General features: G+C 63.4%; 18 protein-coding genes. 8 read left to right on the forward strand and 10 right to left on the reverse strand.

From position 1 onward, the window contains the following. Positions 1-88 precede the first annotated feature (88 nt). The 4 genes from DFR45_RS02830 to DFR45_RS02845 all read left to right on the forward strand — a co-directional run bounded on the left by DFR45_RS02830 (position 89) and on the right by DFR45_RS02845 (position 4,362). Complete coding sequence (locus DFR45_RS02830) at positions 89-1,585, forward strand: aldehyde dehydrogenase family protein (RefSeq protein ID WP_066689941.1); 1,497 nt, start codon at positions 89-91, stop codon at positions 1,583-1,585. A gap of 65 nt (positions 1,586-1,650) precedes the next feature. Further along, on the forward strand, positions 1,651-2,775 hold the full coding sequence (locus tag DFR45_RS02835) for an alkene reductase (RefSeq protein WP_066689943.1): 1,125 nt from the start codon (positions 1,651-1,653) through the stop codon (positions 2,773-2,775). A gap of 89 nt (positions 2,776-2,864) precedes the next feature. Continuing rightward, positions 2,865-3,836: an LLM class oxidoreductase gene (locus tag DFR45_RS02840; protein ID WP_033040868.1), complete on the forward strand. Its 972-nt coding sequence runs from the start codon at positions 2,865-2,867 to the stop codon at positions 3,834-3,836. A gap of 220 nt (positions 3,837-4,056) precedes the next feature. Next, on the forward strand, positions 4,057-4,362 hold the full coding sequence (locus tag DFR45_RS02845; RefSeq protein WP_066419976.1) for an ArsR/SmtB family transcription factor: 306 nt from the start codon (positions 4,057-4,059) through the stop codon (positions 4,360-4,362). A 122-nt stretch (positions 4,363-4,484) separates the two neighbouring features. Here the strand turns inward: DFR45_RS02845 and DFR45_RS02850 are convergent, their stop codons facing one another. The 9 genes from DFR45_RS02850 to DFR45_RS02900 all read right to left on the reverse strand — a co-directional run bounded on the left by DFR45_RS02850 (position 4,485) and on the right by DFR45_RS02900 (position 11,902). Next, entirely contained in the window at positions 4,485-6,479 is a 1,995-nt protein-coding gene (locus DFR45_RS02850; protein WP_114482142.1) for a relaxase/mobilization nuclease domain-containing protein, read from the reverse strand. Positions 6,480-6,936: 457 nt separating this feature from the next. Beyond that, positions 6,937-7,524, reverse strand: coding sequence for a S26 family signal peptidase (locus DFR45_RS02860; RefSeq protein WP_066689947.1), 588 nt, complete (start codon positions 7,522-7,524; stop codon positions 6,937-6,939). Beyond that, a complete protein-coding gene (locus DFR45_RS02865; protein WP_066689949.1) occupies positions 7,521-8,054 on the reverse strand; it encodes a DUF2840 domain-containing protein in 534 nt (177 codons plus the stop codon). The genes DFR45_RS02860 and DFR45_RS02865 overlap by 4 nt, the downstream gene beginning before the upstream one ends. After that, a complete protein-coding gene (locus DFR45_RS02870; protein ID WP_066689961.1) occupies positions 8,051-8,335 on the reverse strand; it encodes a chromosome partitioning protein ParB in 285 nt (94 codons plus the stop codon). Before DFR45_RS02870 ends, DFR45_RS02865 begins: the two co-directional genes overlap by 4 nt. After that, complete coding sequence (parA, locus tag DFR45_RS02875) at positions 8,332-8,970, reverse strand: ParA family partition ATPase (RefSeq protein ID WP_114482144.1); 639 nt, start codon at positions 8,968-8,970, stop codon at positions 8,332-8,334. The genes DFR45_RS02870 and parA overlap by 4 nt, the downstream gene beginning before the upstream one ends. A gap of 253 nt (positions 8,971-9,223) precedes the next feature. Continuing rightward, positions 9,224-10,081 (reverse strand): replication initiator protein A, encoded by an 858-nt coding sequence (locus tag DFR45_RS02885; protein WP_114482145.1) that lies wholly within the window; start codon positions 10,079-10,081, stop codon positions 9,224-9,226. A gap of 26 nt (positions 10,082-10,107) precedes the next feature. Further along, positions 10,108-10,389, reverse strand: coding sequence for a helix-turn-helix transcriptional regulator (locus DFR45_RS02890; RefSeq protein ID WP_003107109.1), 282 nt, complete (start codon positions 10,387-10,389; stop codon positions 10,108-10,110). Between the two features lie 83 nt (positions 10,390-10,472). After that, positions 10,473-11,243 carry a DUF2285 domain-containing protein gene (locus DFR45_RS02895; protein ID WP_114482146.1) on the reverse strand — a complete coding sequence of 257 codons (771 nt, stop codon included), beginning with the start codon at positions 11,241-11,243 and terminating at the stop codon, positions 10,473-10,475. 308 nt (positions 11,244-11,551) lie between these two features. Then, positions 11,552-11,902, reverse strand: a complete 351-nt coding sequence (locus tag DFR45_RS02900) for a DUF2958 domain-containing protein (RefSeq protein WP_114482147.1) — start codon at positions 11,900-11,902, stop codon at positions 11,552-11,554. A gap of 243 nt (positions 11,903-12,145) precedes the next feature. Here DFR45_RS02900 and DFR45_RS02905 point away from each other — a divergent pair, with 243 nt between their 5' ends. The 3 genes from DFR45_RS02905 to DFR45_RS02915 all read left to right on the forward strand — a co-directional run bounded on the left by DFR45_RS02905 (position 12,146) and on the right by DFR45_RS02915 (position 13,890). Beyond that, a complete protein-coding gene (locus tag DFR45_RS02905) occupies positions 12,146-12,436 on the forward strand; it encodes a helix-turn-helix domain-containing protein (RefSeq protein ID WP_114482148.1) in 291 nt (96 codons plus the stop codon). 89 nt (positions 12,437-12,525) lie between these two features. Further along, on the forward strand, positions 12,526-12,897 hold the full coding sequence (locus DFR45_RS02910) for a TIR domain-containing protein (RefSeq protein WP_114482149.1): 372 nt from the start codon (positions 12,526-12,528) through the stop codon (positions 12,895-12,897). Between the two features lie 18 nt (positions 12,898-12,915). Next, on the forward strand, positions 12,916-13,890 hold the full coding sequence (locus tag DFR45_RS02915) for a caspase family protein (RefSeq protein ID WP_114482150.1): 975 nt from the start codon (positions 12,916-12,918) through the stop codon (positions 13,888-13,890). Positions 13,891-13,976: 86 nt separating this feature from the next. Here the strand turns inward: DFR45_RS02915 and DFR45_RS02920 are convergent, their stop codons facing one another. Then, positions 13,977-14,291 carry a DUF736 domain-containing protein gene (locus tag DFR45_RS02920; protein ID WP_114482151.1) on the reverse strand — a complete coding sequence of 105 codons (315 nt, stop codon included), beginning with the start codon at positions 14,289-14,291 and terminating at the stop codon, positions 13,977-13,979. An 816-nt stretch (positions 14,292-15,107) separates the two neighbouring features. On the opposite strand from DFR45_RS02920, the gene DFR45_RS02925 reads away from it, so the two are divergent. Next, complete coding sequence (locus tag DFR45_RS02925; protein WP_114482152.1) at positions 15,108-15,626, forward strand: GNAT family N-acetyltransferase; 519 nt, start codon at positions 15,108-15,110, stop codon at positions 15,624-15,626. The last annotated feature ends 123 nt before the right edge of the window (positions 15,627-15,749 follow it).

Raw genomic sequence — 15,749 nt, forward strand, 5'->3', positions numbered from 1 at the left:
CACAGAACATCTATCAATTTGGATATTGACATATCCCGAAATGTAGCTATGATAGCCATGTCACCCACCCAAGTCAAAGGAGTTCATCGTGTTGACACACAACCAAACCACTTCAAACCATGCACCTGACATCCACTACGGTCATTTCATCGACAACCAATGGGTTGACGGTGAAAGTGGCGAGACCATCGACAGTACCAACCCGGCCACCGGTGCATTCCTCACCAAGATCCCGCGTGGCACGGCTGGAGACGTAGATCGTGCTGTCCAGGCGGCTGCCCGCGCATTCAAGTCCTGGGGCAAGACTTCTCCGGCTGAGCGTGCCAACGCGCTGCTGAAGATTGCTGATCTGCTCGAAGCCGATGCTGAGCGTTTCGTGGCGTTTGAGAGTATGGATGTCGGCAAGCCGGTCCGTGAGGCCCGGGTGGATGTGCCGCTGGCCATCGACCATTTCCGCTACTTCGCCGGTGCGATACGCAGCCATTCGGATGAAGCTTCCATGCTTGACCACCAAACGATGAGTCTGACGCTGAGCGAACCACTCGGCGTGGTAGGCCAAGTCATCCCCTGGAACTTCCCGCTGCTGATGGCTGCCTGGAAGATTGCCCCAGCGATTGCTATGGGCAACACGGTGGTGATCAAGCCATCAGAGATGACGCCAGTCACGATTTTGGAACTGGCAAAGATCTTCGCCAAGGTGCTTCCAGCCGGCGTGGTCAACGTCGTCACTGGCCTGGGAACGGAAGTTGGCCAGGCGATTCTCGATCATCCCCAGGTCGCCAAGCTCGCCTTCACCGGCTCGACGCGTGTCGGTGAAGGCGTGGCGGCCGCGGCAGCCAAGAGGATCATTCCGGCCACGCTGGAGCTTGGCGGCAAGTCGGCCAACATCATCTTCCCTGATGCCAACTGGGATCGGGCTGTCGAGGCGGCTGCACTTGGCATTCTGTGGAACCAGGGTGAAGTCTGCGAGGCCGGCTCCCGCCTGTTCGTGCACGAATCGATCTATGAGCGCTTCGTCGGCGAACTCAAGGAGCGCTTTGAAAAGGTTCGCGTGGGCAATCCGCTCGACCCCAACACGCAGATGGGTGCCCAGGTCAGCCAGATCCAGACCGACCGCATCATGGGCTACATCGAGCTGGCCAAGGAAGAAGGTGCTCGCATCCTCACGGGTGGTGAGCGGCTGACTGGTGGCGAATACGATGCTGGCTTCTTCATCAAGCCGACGATCATCGTTGATGTGCGCAACGACATGCGTGTCGCCCAGGAGGAAATCTTCGGGCCGGTCGTCACCGTACAGTCGTTCAAGGATGAGGATGAGGTCGTGGCGCTGGCCAATGCTTCCGACTACGGCCTCGCTGGTGCCGTCTGGACCCAGGACATCAACCGCGCAATTCGCGTGGCGCGTGCCATCGAAACCGGCCGTATGTGGGTCAACACCTACCACGACATTCGGGCCCACGCACCGTTCGGCGGCTACAAGAAGTCCGGTCTCGGCCGCGAAACCCACAAGTCCGTGCTGGACGCGTACAGCCAAAAGAAGAACATCTACATCAGCCTGAACGAAGCACCGTTCGGCGTGTTCTGAGTTCGATTCACCGCCAAAATTTTGCCAAATAACATCGAGATTTCTGGATATTTAGGAGTGTTAAAATGAGTAGAGAAATACTGTTTGAAAGCACGCAGTTGGGGCCTTACACCCTGAAAAACCGGATCGTGCTCCCGCCGCTGACCCGCTCGCGCAGTTCCCAGCCGGGCAACATTCCGAACGACCTCATGGCCGAATACTACCGTCAGCGGGCCGGGGCGGGTTTCATGGTCACCGAAGGCACGCAGATCGAGCCGCGTGGCCAGGGGTATGCCTGGACGCCGGGCATCCACAGTCCGGAACAGGTTGAGGGCTGGCGCAAAGTCACGGCTGCAGTGCATGCCGAAGGCGGCATCATCTTTGCGCAGCTCTGGCATGTAGGGCGTGTTTCGCATAACTCGCTGCAACCCGGCGGTGCGGCACCCGTCGCACCATCGGCAATCGTTGCCGACAACGTCAAGGTGTTCGTCGAAACCGGCCCGGGCCAGGGCGCACTTACGGAGCCGTCGGTGCCGCGTGCGCTGACAACCGCCGAAGTTAAGGAGTTGGTACAACTTTACGCCCAGGCGGCCCGCAATGCACTTGATGCGGGCTTCGATGGTGTCGAACTCCACTGCGCCAACGGCTACCTCGTCAATCAGTTCATCTCCGCGCACACCAATCGGCGCACTGATGAATACGGTGGCCCCCTGCAAAACCGTCTGCGCTTCCTGCGCGAGGTGGTACAGGCCGTTGCTGATGTGGTCGGCAAGGAACGGCTCGGGGTGCGATTTGCCCCGCTGTTCGCCAGCACCGAAGAAGACCGCGTCTATCTGGGACTGGTGGAGGAAGATCCCCATGAAACCTATATCGAGGCCATCAAGGTTCTCGAACAGGTCGGGATTGCCTATGTCTCGCTTGCCGAGGCCGATTGGGACAATGCGCCAGAGCTGCCCGAGACCTTCCGAAATGATGTGCGCAGCAACTTCAGCGGCAAGATCCTTTATGCCGGTAAATACACCGTGGAGCGCGGTGTGCGCGTGGTCAAGGCGGGCTGGGGCGATCTGATCGCGTTCGGCCGTCCCTTCATCGCCAACCCGGATCTGCCTGAGCGCATCGCCCAGGGCTGGCCGCTCAACGCAGTAGATCCAGCGACGATGTATGGCGGCACTGACAAGGGATACACCGACTACCCCTCTTACCGGCCATAAGGCAGTACTGGCCGCGTTCGCAGCTTCGGACGCGGCCAGTGGCGCTGCGCGCGTGCGATGGAAACCTTGAGACCCAGAGGAGCCTGACAATGTATCAGCCAAGTACAACCCCTTATCAACAGCACCAAGGGTTCGGTCGAACCTTCAAGGCCGGCCACCTGAGCCTGGGGCTGTTTTTCCCCATCGAGGCCTTCCAGGGCGATACGCCGACGATGTCCAACCAGGTCGAATTGGCCCGTCGTGCGGAAGCGCTGGGCTTCTCCGCACTCTGGTTCCGGGACGTACCGTTGCGCGACCCCAGCTTCGGCGATGTGGGCCAGGTTTTTGATCCCTGGGTCTATCTGGGCTTCATCGCAGCACATACGTCGACGATTGCACTGGGGACTGCGTCGATAGCGATCCCGCTGCGCAATCCGCTGCACACGGCCAAGGCGGCTGCGAGCGTGGACCAGTTGAGCGGCGGCCGCTTCCTTATGGGTGTCGCCTCGGGTGACAGACCTGTGGAGTTCCCTGCATTTGATGTCGACCCGGATCAGCGGGGCGACATTTTCCGGGAGCACCTGGAAGTGATCCGCAATGCTCAGCGCACCAGCTTCGAGCCGCTGCAATGGAGTCGTGGCCGATTGGAGAATGCTGACCTGATTCCGAAGCCGACTACGAACGAGATTCCATTTTTCGTGACGGGCAACAGTCGCCAGTCCATAGAGTGGATCGCGCGGGAGAGTTCCGGGTGGATCACCTATCCACGGGCACCGCAGTTGCAGAAGACAATGGTGGCGAACTGGCGGGAGGCCGTCAGAGCCCAGTCCGGGGACACTTACAAACCCTTCCTCCAGTCGCTTTACATCGACCTGGATGTGCGTCCGGACGCACCGCCGGTGCCAATCCATCTGGGCTACCGGCTGGGGCGAAATCATCTGCTGGCGCTATTGGAGTCACTTGAGTCGATTGGCGTCGATCATGTAATTCTCAATCTCAAGTATGGCCATCGTCCGGCATCAGAAGTCATTGATGAACTTGGCTCTTATATCGTGCCCCGGTTTACGGCGCACTCGCCATGAGCTTGCAAGAGACCAACTCGTTATGGGGAGTCTGACGCGCGTTCTGTGCTGCACTAGACGGTTGCAGAGACTAGCGGGCAGCGAACGCGGCGAACAGGTGGATGGCATTGCTGATGCCGACATCACTCTGGACTTTGCGGTAGTGGCTCTCACTACATCCGTGCACTGCTATTAGTAATTGAGATATTATAATATCGAGAAGAGTAGTTTTGAGGTTGCCATGAGCATTGATATCCATGAGGCACTGAAGGCTTTGGACAACCCCGCCCGATTGGCGATCTTGGCCAAGCTCAAAGACCCACGCAAACACTATCCGGAGCAAGAAGTCGATCCCGAAAAGGTCGGGGTTTGCGTGAGCATCATCCAGGAGAGTGCGGGGCTGTCACAGTCGACCATTTCACAGTACTTGACGGTCTTGCAGCGGGCCAAACTGGTCACGTCCCAGCGCATCGGACCTTGGACCTATTACAAGCGTCACGAAGGGAATATTGAAGAGTTGCTGAAGAGCCTGCAAACGTTGATCTGAACATTGGCCGTGCCGTTGCGGTGTGCGCGGCGCGGATTTTCACCTGCCTTGACGACAACGCAGAATATGCCAGGAACCAAGCTGCTGTTGTCGAAGTGGCCCGGCGTTTGGCGTCAATCTGGCTATACCGAAACACCACGCTGCCTTCCAATCTCCCACGACACCCCGCCGCCGCGTACCGTCGCGGCGATCTGCTGCCCCAGCCGCTGTTCGATCACTGGCCGCCACGGCACCAAGCTGAATCCCATGCCGTCATCCAGCATCGCGTAGCGACCGCTGGCGAGCATGACTGAGCGCCGATAGATGCCGGCCACGCGCTGCCCGTCGGTGACGGGCCGATGCTGTAGTCCGGTGTCGGCGGCAATGTCCTTGGCGACCTGCGCCAGTTCCCGATTGCGCAGCGTGCCCAGCAGGTTCCGGGCGAGGATCACACGCTGTCCCCGCCTCTCAGCCAACCCCTGTTCGGCCAGGAAGTCGGCGCGCTGTTGCAGGGTGTTCTTGACCTCGCTGCCAAAGCCCAGGTCGCCCAGCCCCTTGCCGCCGCCGATCAGTTGCTGGTCGAGCCAGGTGGCACCGATCACGCGGGCTTGCCGCTCGATCGGCAGGTGAGATTTCAGTTCCACGGTCACTCCGCCCAGCCGCTGCGCGTCGTACTGGCGGCCACGCTCGGCCAGGTCGTCCGGCACCTTCCATAAGCCATCGGCGACGCGCTCGACGATGCCGGCACGGCGCAGGGCTTCCAGCCGGCGAACATGGGCCGCGACGACTTCCTGCGGGTCGCGTCCGGCCTTGGCCCGCCCTTGTTCGATGGCAAGGTGGTCGTCAGCGCGGTACAGACCATCGCTTATCAGCGTGACGATGTTCTTGTCGGCCGCCCGCACCTCGGCGGAACCGCGTACTTCCACCACTGAGCCGGTGGGATAGTTCACCAGTTCGTCGCGGGCGTTCAACGCGACGTAGTGGGCCTTGCCGTCCACGCCGTCGATGACCAGATAGCCGCGGTCGTGCAACTCGTCGGCCAGCCCCTTGGCCGCGACGCGGCCTACGATGGTGCGGCCGCGTTCATCGGCGTCCTGGCCCGGCTCGAACACCGCCAGCTCGCGCGGCTGGCCGCTCATGGCCCGCTGCATCGTTCGGATGATGTCGCCACGCTCGCCCAGGGCGCGCAAGGTCTTCTCCGCGTCCGCATGGACGGCCCAGGTGCCGGGCTGCGTCTCGTCGGCCAGGCCCAGGCGCTGCAAGCGTTGCAGGCGGCCGATCAGCAGCAGGCGCTGGCGTTGCAGCCGGGGTTCGTTGAAGCGTTCGATCTGCACCCGGCCATCCTCGCCAGCCTCGCGTAGCAGGGTGCGGTCGAGGCTCGTCCACCGCTCCTGCTCCACTTCGCGCTGCAAGGTCTGCTGGATATCCAGTTCGGTGCGAGGCCCCAGCCATTCTGTCGCCAGCTCGGCGGCCCGGTGGCGGAAGCCGTGGGCGATGTAGTCGCCGGCGATGATGAGGTCTTTGCCGGTGTCGTCGCGTCCGCGCACGACGATGTGCGTGTGCGGGTTGTCGGTGTTCCAGTGGTTGACGGCCACCCAATCAAGGCCGGTGCCCAGGTCGGCTTCCATGCGGCCCATCAGGTGCCGCGTGTAGGTGCGCAGGTCTTCCAGCTCGGCGCCGTCCTCGGGCGAGAGGATGAAGCGGAAATGGTGCCGGTCATCGGCGCAGCGTTCCTTGAAGGCGTCGAGGTCGGCGGCATCGGTCTGCGGCCCGTAGGCTTGGCCCGGCTCGCCATCGCGGCCCACGCCATCGCGCTCGATGTAGCGCAGGTGCTTGGCGAGCGACTGCAGGCTGACCTGGCGCTGGTTGACCAGCAGGGTCTTGATGGTCACGCGCCGCGACATGGGCGTCAGCTTCGCCCCGGCGAAGCGCGCCGCCGTGTGGCCGCGCCCCAGGCGCGAGCCGGGCCGCTGGCCAGTGCCCCTCCCGGTGCCCCCAGCCGTCCCAGGACGGCGCACCGAGGACTTGCCGCTGCTGGCCTTGCCTGCCTGCTGGAGCACCTTGGAAACGAAGCCCTGGCCTCGGTTCTTCGGGGCATTGGGGCGGATGCGGAAATCGTCGTCGCGGCGGTCGGTCATGGCTGCGCTCCCTGCAAGCTCTGGCGCGCCCGGTCGTGCGAAGCACGCGGATATGCCTGCATTGGCGCGGGCCTCGCGCCACAAGCGGCACGGCGGCGAAGCCGCGTCGTGCCGCGCCACCCCCATGTGCAGACAGGCTTTCGACGCGGCCCGGTGCCGCGTCCTTTTGTCTTGCCTTCCGCTTTTGCCCTTCGCTGGCGCTCCGGGCAGCGGCGGCCCGGCGGCGCTGCGCGAGCAGCCAGCGCGCCGGCGAACGCGCGAACAAGCGCGATGAGGGCCGCAGGCCGGGCGCGTTCGAGGCAAGACGCCTGCACATGGAACGGCTGCGCCGGAGGCAGCGTGAAGTGCGGTAAGAATGCACCCGCACTGCACGCGCGACGACACGCCGACGAACAGCAGAACGTCACGCCCGATGGCACGACAAGATGCACGGCAACGTGCAGCGAGTCGGCGGCCATCATGGGCGTGACTCCAGCCAGACCGGATGCGCCACGCCGATCACGGCGGATGCGCTGACCGGCCCGAAATACCGGCTGTCGAACGACGCCGGGTTGGTCACACTCAAGAGGAACAGTTCGCCGGGTTCAAGGCGACGGCATTGCTGCCAGGATGGCAGCGGCCGGCGCCAGCGGTCAGCGGGCAGCACGGCGGCCGAAGGCACGCTGTCGATGCGGACAACGCGGCCAGTGATGCACACCTCCTGCGGCGCGACGGCGCCCACACGCTTGAGCAGCGGCACGCGCGCCGGCAGGTAGCCGCGCTGCGCAGCCAGCGCGGCGGCATCTGGCGGCAGCGTGGTCAGGACGATGCTGCCCACGGACAAAGGACGTGGCAGCGAGCCGGTGCCGTGCTCCTGTGGATCGACGCGATACCAGCCTACCGCCACGCTGTCGGACGGGTTGTAGATCAGACGCGGCATCGGATGCACGAAGGACGCCCAGGCCAGCGCCGCGAGGCCACAGGCGGACAGACCCGCCAGTACGAGGCGGGCGCGCAGGCGCGAGCGAGGACGCGGCGCGGTGCCGGCAGTCGAAACAGCGATCATGGCATCGCCCTCCCGGTCAGCCAGGCGGCGTGCCGTTCGGCCGTGTATTCGGGCAGAGACAAGCGCGCAGCGAGCCGGTTGGCGAGCGTGCGCCAGTACGCGGGCGAGACAGCGGCGGGTGCGATGCCCAGCACCTCGATGGCGTCGATGCGCTCCAGCACGGCGCGCACCTGGTTCTCGCCCTCGGCGTGCAGCAGCAGGCGCGCGCCCGGCTGGACGCCGGGGATACGCTGCGCCGCGTCCAGCGGCGTGCATGCCTGCATCACCATGAGCTGCCAGCGCACGGTGCCGTAGTCGTTGGCCTGCCAGCGGATGCGGCACAACATGGCGCCCGGCAGGAACACCGCGCAGCGCCGCCAACGGTCGAGTTGGTGTGTGCGCGCAGGTTCGCCGAAGCGCAAGTAGAGCTTGAAGCGTGGTTCGATGTAGGCCAGCGCCACGCGCGTCAGCGGCGCGCTGGCCGGCCGGCCGGAAGGTGCTGCGAGCGCAGCCGTGGCCGCGCCAGCGGCAGGCGAAGCGGATGCGGTCATGGAGTGTTCTCCCTGCGGTGTTCTGGAAACTCGCGCTCCAGCAGGCCGCGCAGCAGATCGGCCACGGTCACGCCTTGCGTGAAGGCCGACACCTTGATGCGCGCCCGCATGGCGGGCGTGATGTCGAGGGTCAGGCGAGCCGTGTAGAGGTCGCCCTTGCCCAGCGCATCGGCGTCGCCTTGGCGAATCCACGCCTCGGCGTGCGGATTCGCGGGCGGACGCGCGCCGATGCCGACGCGCTTGGCCGTGCGTTTGCTGTTCGGTGGCGGCTTCGTTGTCATGCCGGCCACCGCAGCAGTTCGTCCACCAGCGCGGTGATTTCGCGCGCGGCGGCGCTGTCCGGCGCCGTCTCGCGTGCAAGCCGGCCAGCGGCAACGCTGTCGGCGAACACGATGCGCTGATGCACTTCCGCGTGCAGCGCAGGAAGCGGCTGGTCGGCCAGCGCCTGGCGCGCTTCGCGCCCGATCACGGTGGTACTGACGCGCCGATTGATGACGAAGACCGCGCGCAGCGCAGGCCGGAACACCTGCGCCTCGCGGATCAGCGCCACCATCTCGGCGCTGGCCCACAGGTCGTAGGGGCTGGGCTGCACGGGGATCAGCACGTGCTCAGCCGCCAGCAGCGCGGAGCGCGCCAAGGCGGCGATGCGCGGCGGGCCGTCGATGACGACGTGATCGGCCCGTCTGGCGAGTTCTGGTGCTTCCTGATGCAGCGTTTCGCGCGCGAGGCCCACGGCGCTGAACAGCCGTGGCAAGCCTTGCTGGCTTCTGCGCTGCGTCCAGTCCAGCGATGAACCCTGCGGGTCGGCGTCCAGCAGGACGACGTGCTGGCCGCGCATCGCAAGCTCCCCGGCGATGTGCGTGGCGAGCGTGGTCTTGCCCACGCCGCCTTTTTGATTGAGCAGAGCGACGATCATGGCACGGCCCCCCATGCTGGAAAGCCGGACTTTTGCTGCTGCGCTTGGAGCCGAGTGATGGTTGTCCACCGCAGCGGCGTTTCTCTACTAAAAGTTAGAGAAATTAAGTTAGGGAAGTTAGAGCGCGCGCAAACCCAATGCTTGCGCGGATTTGCGGCCGATCGGCACGCCTGATAGCACGATAGGCCCACGCCTGATAGCACGATACCCCGCACGCCTGATAGCACGACGCCATCCACAGGCTTTCCCGGAGTTATTCCCGTGCCGTATGCGGCACGGGCCGGAAGGTCAGCAGCTCCATGCCGTTGTCCGGCATCCGCTCGATGCCCAGGACGTAGCCGGGCAGCGACTGCCGCGCTACAAGCGCGCGCAGGTCGCAGGCGAAGTCGTAGGGCTTCGCGGTACTGCCCGATTTCCGGTGCAGGTAGCGAAAGTCGAACTGCCAGCCGTATGCCTGCTTGCCGCCGTGCTTGCGCACTAAGCGGTACAGCCACCGCTCGATGCCGCCCGTGAGCCGGAAGTACGCCGGGTCGATGGTCAGCACCAGGGCCGCGTCGAGCACGCCCGCATAGAACCAGTCCGGCAGAATCAGCTCGATGCCCAGCGGTGTGCCGCTGGCGTCGGCCAGTTCCTTCCATTCGTTGATCCACGAGAAACGGTGCAGGCGCCGCCCGGTCGTCTCGCGGATGGACGTGGCCACCGTGGTCGATTGCAGGCGATCCAGCGCAGCCTTGAGGCGCTGGTAGTCGCGCAGCGACTTGCCGCGTCCGATGAAGCGCAGGATCTCGTAGGGCGTGGCGCGCATCAGCCGCGACGGCCGCAAGCCCGCGTCCTTCGCTTCCACGATCTGCGAGGCCGCCCATATCAGCACGTCCGCATCCCAAATCGTGGCGATGCCGTGCTCCTGCGTGCCCTCTACGCGGATCGTCACATTGCCCGCGCGGAAGTCGATGGGCTTGACCCGCTTGGACTTGCCGAGCGAGAAGAACGGATAGGCCATCAAATCCTGGCTGTCGCGCGGCGCCATGTCGCCGGGCAGGGCGCGGAACAGGTCGAGCTGTTCGCGCTCCTGCAACGGCCGTTGCCGCATGGGCAGCGCAGTGCTGGACATGGCGATGGCCTGCTGCGCACCGCCGATCAGCGCGCACGGCTGTCAGCCGAGTGGTGCTCGGCGTATTCGGGATCGGAGGTCGTCTCGAAGCTGCGGTCGGCGGCCCAGGCATCGAGGTCGGCCACGGCGTACATGACGCGCCGGCCGAACTTGCGAAAGCGCGGGCCGCCGCCGATCACGCGCTGCTTTTCCAGCGTGCGCGGCGACAGCCGCAGGTACTCGGCGGCTTCATCGTTGGTGAGGTAGCGTTGGGGCTGTGCGGCAGCGGTCGAGACAGTGGCGGCAGGCCGCAAGGGAGCGGGACGCATGGTGTGAACCTCCATCGGTTGAAAGCGCCCGGTCACACAGCGCGACCGGATGGAGGCAGTCTCAGAAAACCAAGCTGTCCTGCTCAGGGCCGTTTTGCGTCGTCCTCAAAACGACCCTTCTCAAGCGGCGGAAGCTGTGCTAGGTGGCGATAGCCGCCGCGCATCAGCGCATCGCCGCGCCGCACCAGGCGGCGCACCTTCGAGCGCAGGCCACCGTCGCTGTACCAGTCGGCCACAGCGTCGGCACCGAACAGTCCTTCGCCCACATCGCGCAAGGACGCGCCCGCCAGAGTCGCGTCGAGCGCCTGCAAGGTGTGCAGCTCCAACAGCGCGGAGGGTGTTGGCCTGGGCGTGGTGGCAGCGAAGGCCGTGCCGGACGCATGACCGCGCACAGCCGCGGCAGTGCCGCCCCGCCGGGCATAGGCCACGGCCATGCCGTCTTCCAGACCGGGCGCCAGGGCAAAGCGCAGGCAATGGCCTGGGCTGCGTGCGATCAGCGCCAGCCGTTTGCCGTCATGGAGCAGTTGCTTATGGCCGGGGATGCGCCAGAACGCGAAGATCGAGGCATCGGGTGGTGGATCTTCGTCCGGGTAAAGCTGCACCATCGCAGCGTGGCCGGGCAGCCAGGCCGGATGCGCGTCGCGCGCATCCAGGGCCGGGTCTTCCAGCAGGCGCAAGCCCCAGCGTTGCGCCGCTTCCTGTGCCGCCTGCGGCCGGCGACGATGGCGCAGCCAGTCGAGCCGGTAGTCGGGGTGCCTGCGCAGGTACTCCCAGGCGAGCGCAAGGCTGTCCAGATGCAGCACGTACAGATACGCGGCAGTCGGATACCAAGGCTCGGCGGCGCGGTCGGCCATGACGCAACCTCCTGGGAACAGGAATCGCCGCCACGGCTGGGCTACGCGCTACATCGCCATCGTCAGAACGTCATGGGTAAAAATGGTGGCTGAGGCTGTCAAGACCGATTGGCTCCGATGCGTTGCGGTATTCGTCTCAATGCTGCGGCGGCAGCGCCCCGATGTGGGGCGCCGTACAGGCCAGCCTGCCGCAGCCCACGCCAGGCATCATGTCTATTTGGATCAGACTGGTGCGGCTACGCCGCAAGAATCCCGATTGAGACTTACCCGGTATGACACCAGACTGGAAAAGTCACAGTAGGCCGTATTCAGTCCGGGATAGCCCCGTCGCGCTCGGCCAGCCGGGTGTATTCCGCAAGGGTGCGCACTGGCCGAAAATAGAGGTCGCGCAGCACGGGTCGTTTGAGCGGCCCGACGATGCCGGCCAGGTCGGACAGCTTCACTGTTCCCAGCTCCGGCATCCCCAGCCCGAGGTCGATCAGGCCGTAGGCCGTATCGCCGTCCGCAGGATCGAGCGCGGCCAGCAGCCAGATGAGGTGCGCGTCAGGGGTGAACAGCCGCACCACAGGCACAGGGTCGATGGCCCGGCCAGCGGCGCGGGCCTCGCCGTTGGCGAGCAGTTGCGCGCGCTCCGGGACGGTGGCAAGTGGCTGGGGCATGGTCGGCAATCCCACAAATCCAATGATGCACGGATGCGGTTTCACGCCGAAGCGCAGAACCGCCACACCGGATTTACGCCTTCGTGCGCAAGCACGGATGCGGTTCCATGGCTCTACAGGAACCCGCCGATGCGGATTTCTGTAAAGACACGAAAGCGGAGGGCGGCACCTAGTGAACACTATAGATTGTAGCCCTATAGAGCGCAATAGGTTGTCATCTTGGTTTTTGAAGGGAAACCATAGGTGGCGGCTCGGTACTCATTGGCAAAGGCGTTGAAGACGGTCAGGAAGGCGCGTGGCTTGAGCCAGGAAGCCTTCTCTGACGTGTCCAGCCGCACCTATATGAGCACCCTCGAACGCGACCTCAAAAGCCCGACCTTGAACAAGCTGGCCGAGCTGTGCGAGGTGATGGGTGTGCATCCGCTGACGCTGCTGACGCTGGCCTACATCGGCGACAGCCCACACAAGGCCGAGGAGCTGCTGGCGCAGGTGCGTCGGGAACTAGATGAAGTCGGCGACCCTGGCCAAGCGTAGCCCCCGGTCTGAGGCAAAAAACTTCTGTTACATTCGATTCGCAACATGCGAGAGAAGTTTCCCAAACCATTTCAATGAGAGGAGATCACATGGCAGATAAGAAAGTTATTTTTGTTGCATTCGCAATTGAAGACGAAAGGCAAAGAGACTTCTTGAAAGGCCAATCACTCCTTACGAACTCGCCATTTGAGTATATAGACATGTCCGTCAAGGAAGCCTATGCGTCGGAGTGGAAGGAAAAAGTCCGCACTCGCATTCGCCGATCAGACGGCGTGATTGCTCTCATTAGCAAAAACTCCCTGACATCAAGCGGGCAAAAATGGGAGATTGCGTGCGCGCGAGAAGAAGGAAAAAGGGTACTAGGCATCTGGGCCTACACCGATGATCGAACCAGAATTGAAGGCGTTAACACTGTTGTGTGGACGTGGGATGCCATCAAAAACTTTATCAATGGTCTTTGATACGTAAGGAGTGATGTCGTGCGTATAGCTCTTATAGTCGGCATCAATCACTACGAGCATGGTGGCTCTCTGTATGGATGCGTTGATGACGCCCACGCTGTGCAAGCTGTCCTGGCCCGGCATGGCGATGGGTCAGTCAACTTCGATTGCAAGATGTTCACTGGCACTGGCCCAACGGATCGCGTTGATCGGGCTTTGTTAAAAGATCGAGTAGAGGAGCTTTTCAAGGCGCAGGCTGATATTGCGCTATTTTACTTCGCCGGCCATGGGCACATTGAAGCAACGGGTGGATATCTACTTGCAACCGACTCTCGCCGTGGTGACGAAGGGGTATCGCTCTCCGAAGTTCTCACCGTGGCCAATAAATCTCCGGCTCGAAACAAGATAATCATTCTTGATAGTTGCCACTCAGGTATCGCCGGGACTCCCCCTGCCGCTGGGGAACTTGCCAGTCTATCTGAAGGATTGACTATTCTTACCGCCTCGGCTGCCGATCAGTATGCGACGGAAGAAAATGGCAGAGGAGTATTTACAACACTGTTAGTAGATGCGCTTCACGGTGGAGCAGCTAATCTCACTGGTGATATCACTCCAGGCAGTATTTACGCGCACGTTGACCAATCTTTGGGAGCCTGGGAGCAGCGTCCTATTTTCAAGACCAACGTTAGGCAGTTCGTTTCGCTTAGAAAAGTCAATCCACCCATCTCCCTTGACGATCTTCGGCGTATAACGGAATTTTTCCCTCAACGAGGCTATGAATATAAACTCGACCCCACATTTGAGCCGGAGTTGAAGGGAAGAGATCCGGACATGCCTCCCCCAAATCCAGAAAACACAAGAAAGTTCGCGCTGCTGCAACGATACAACCGCCTGAATCTGGTTGTACCCGTGGATGCGCCGCATATGTGGCACGCCGCAATGCAAAGTAAGACCTGCAAACTCACAGTGCTCGGCGAGCACTACCGCCGCCTTGTGGAAAAGCAACGCCTCTAGCAGGTTCAACTCAGTCTACGTCACTATGGCCACAGATCGATCCTTGGAAGGATGCGCCCCGCCGCAATAGCGGGGCGCTGCGGCGGTCACACCGCCTGGGGCTTGCTGCGCGACCAGATCAGGTCGTGCGTGCCGTTCTCGCCTTCGATCAGGCGCGCATAGACCGGTGCCGGAAACGAAGGATCGTCGAGGGTCACGGACAGGTAATCCCGCCCGGCCTCGCTGGTCTTCTTCCACGCCGCGCCGATGTCGTGACTGGCGGCCTGCAAGCGGAAGTCCGGGGCTTTCTCGTTGTCCCCCTTGTCGTTGGGAACCAGCTTGACCTTGACGTTGAGCGTCAGAGTGCGAAGCGTGCCGGCGAAGCCGTCTTTGTCTGCGGTGAAGGTGCCGATGTTGGCCATGATGTTTTCTCCTTTCGGTTGAACAAGGTTCGCGCCCATCGCGTCCTTGTTGTGATCCGGCCGGCGGGGGACGGGCTGGCTGCACCGCTTGCGGTCGCAACGCAGTGGAGAGCCGGGAGGCGAAAAGAATTTGCTGCGCGAGGAAGCCGCGTAGCGGCGGGGAAATTGTTTTCGCCGGACGGTTGCAGCCATGACGCCCGAGGCGCAGCCGTTCCCCTGCCAGGATTCACAACGAGACAAGGACGCCTTGGGCCGAACCGCTCCGAAAGGAGATGGGGCCGACTCGGCATCCCCGCCCGAAGGCTTCTCCGGCTCGCCCGCTGACGCGGTCCAAGTCAACCGCCCGACGACAGGCGAGAACGCCCCTGCCGCACCTTGCGGCGCCGGCCTTGAGGCGTGGCGTGGAAGCTCCATAGCGATGCCGGGCGGGTTGTCCGTGAACCGTCCTTCGTGACGTGATAGGCAGGAACCGCCAGCGTTGAGGACGGCACGCATCTGCACAACCTGCCGCAGCAAGCCGGGGCGTAGCCTCACAAGCCCCGTCCATCGCGGCGGGGCGCTGGCCGGGCCGATCCGGCGTAGCCGGTTCGGCGGCATCGAGGGGTGCCAAGCTGCGCGCGGCGGGGATAGCCCGCAGGGCTTTCCCCTGGAGGCAAGCGAAGCGCGCAGCGCCGCAGGCGCGAAGGCGTGAGGGATTGATGCCGAATGGCCGTGATTCGGCACGAAGCACGGGGCGCAGCCCGAAAGCCCGGCGGCGCACCGCGCCGACACGCCCAGGCCGTTCTATATTTTCAGGAAGGCATCCAAGAGAAGTTCATGACCATCCATCTACGACACGAAACACCTGACGACGTTGCCGCCATCGAGGCCGTCACGATTGCCGCCTTCGCCGATGCGCCGCACACCAGCCACACCGAGCAGTTCATCGTGCGCGCCCTGCGCGCCGCTGGCGAACTGACGCTTTCCATCGCGGCCGAGGAACACGGCCAGGTCGTCGGCCATGTGGCCCTGTCGCCCGTGACCATCACCGACGGCCACGGCCACAAGACCGAAGGCTGGTACGGTTTGGGGCCGATCTCCGTTCTGCCGCAAAGGCAGGGACACGGCATCGGCTCGCGCCTGATGGAACAGGCGCTGTCTGAACTGCGGGCCATGCAGGCCGCAGGCTGTGTGCTGCTCGGAGATCCCGTGTACTACGGGCGCTTTGGCTTTCAGGCCCATGCGGGCCTGCAACTGCCGGGCGTGCCGCCCGGCTACTTCATGGCGCTGGCCCTGCACGGGCCAGTGCCGGAAGGCATCGCGCGCTACAGCGATGCCTTCAACGCCGCCGCCTGAGCCGCCGCGAAGGCGGCGGCGTTCTGACTAGTTTGACTGTGTCAATAAAATCCCAATCTATCGGATAATTCAAGTCTTCCTCCTGAACGAGACGAACCCCAAGAAATGGAGAGCGAACTCGAC

The sequence above is a fragment of the Extensimonas vulgaris genome, from assembly GCF_003337425.1.
Classification (GTDB): domain Bacteria; phylum Pseudomonadota; class Gammaproteobacteria; order Burkholderiales; family Burkholderiaceae_C; genus Extensimonas; species Extensimonas vulgaris.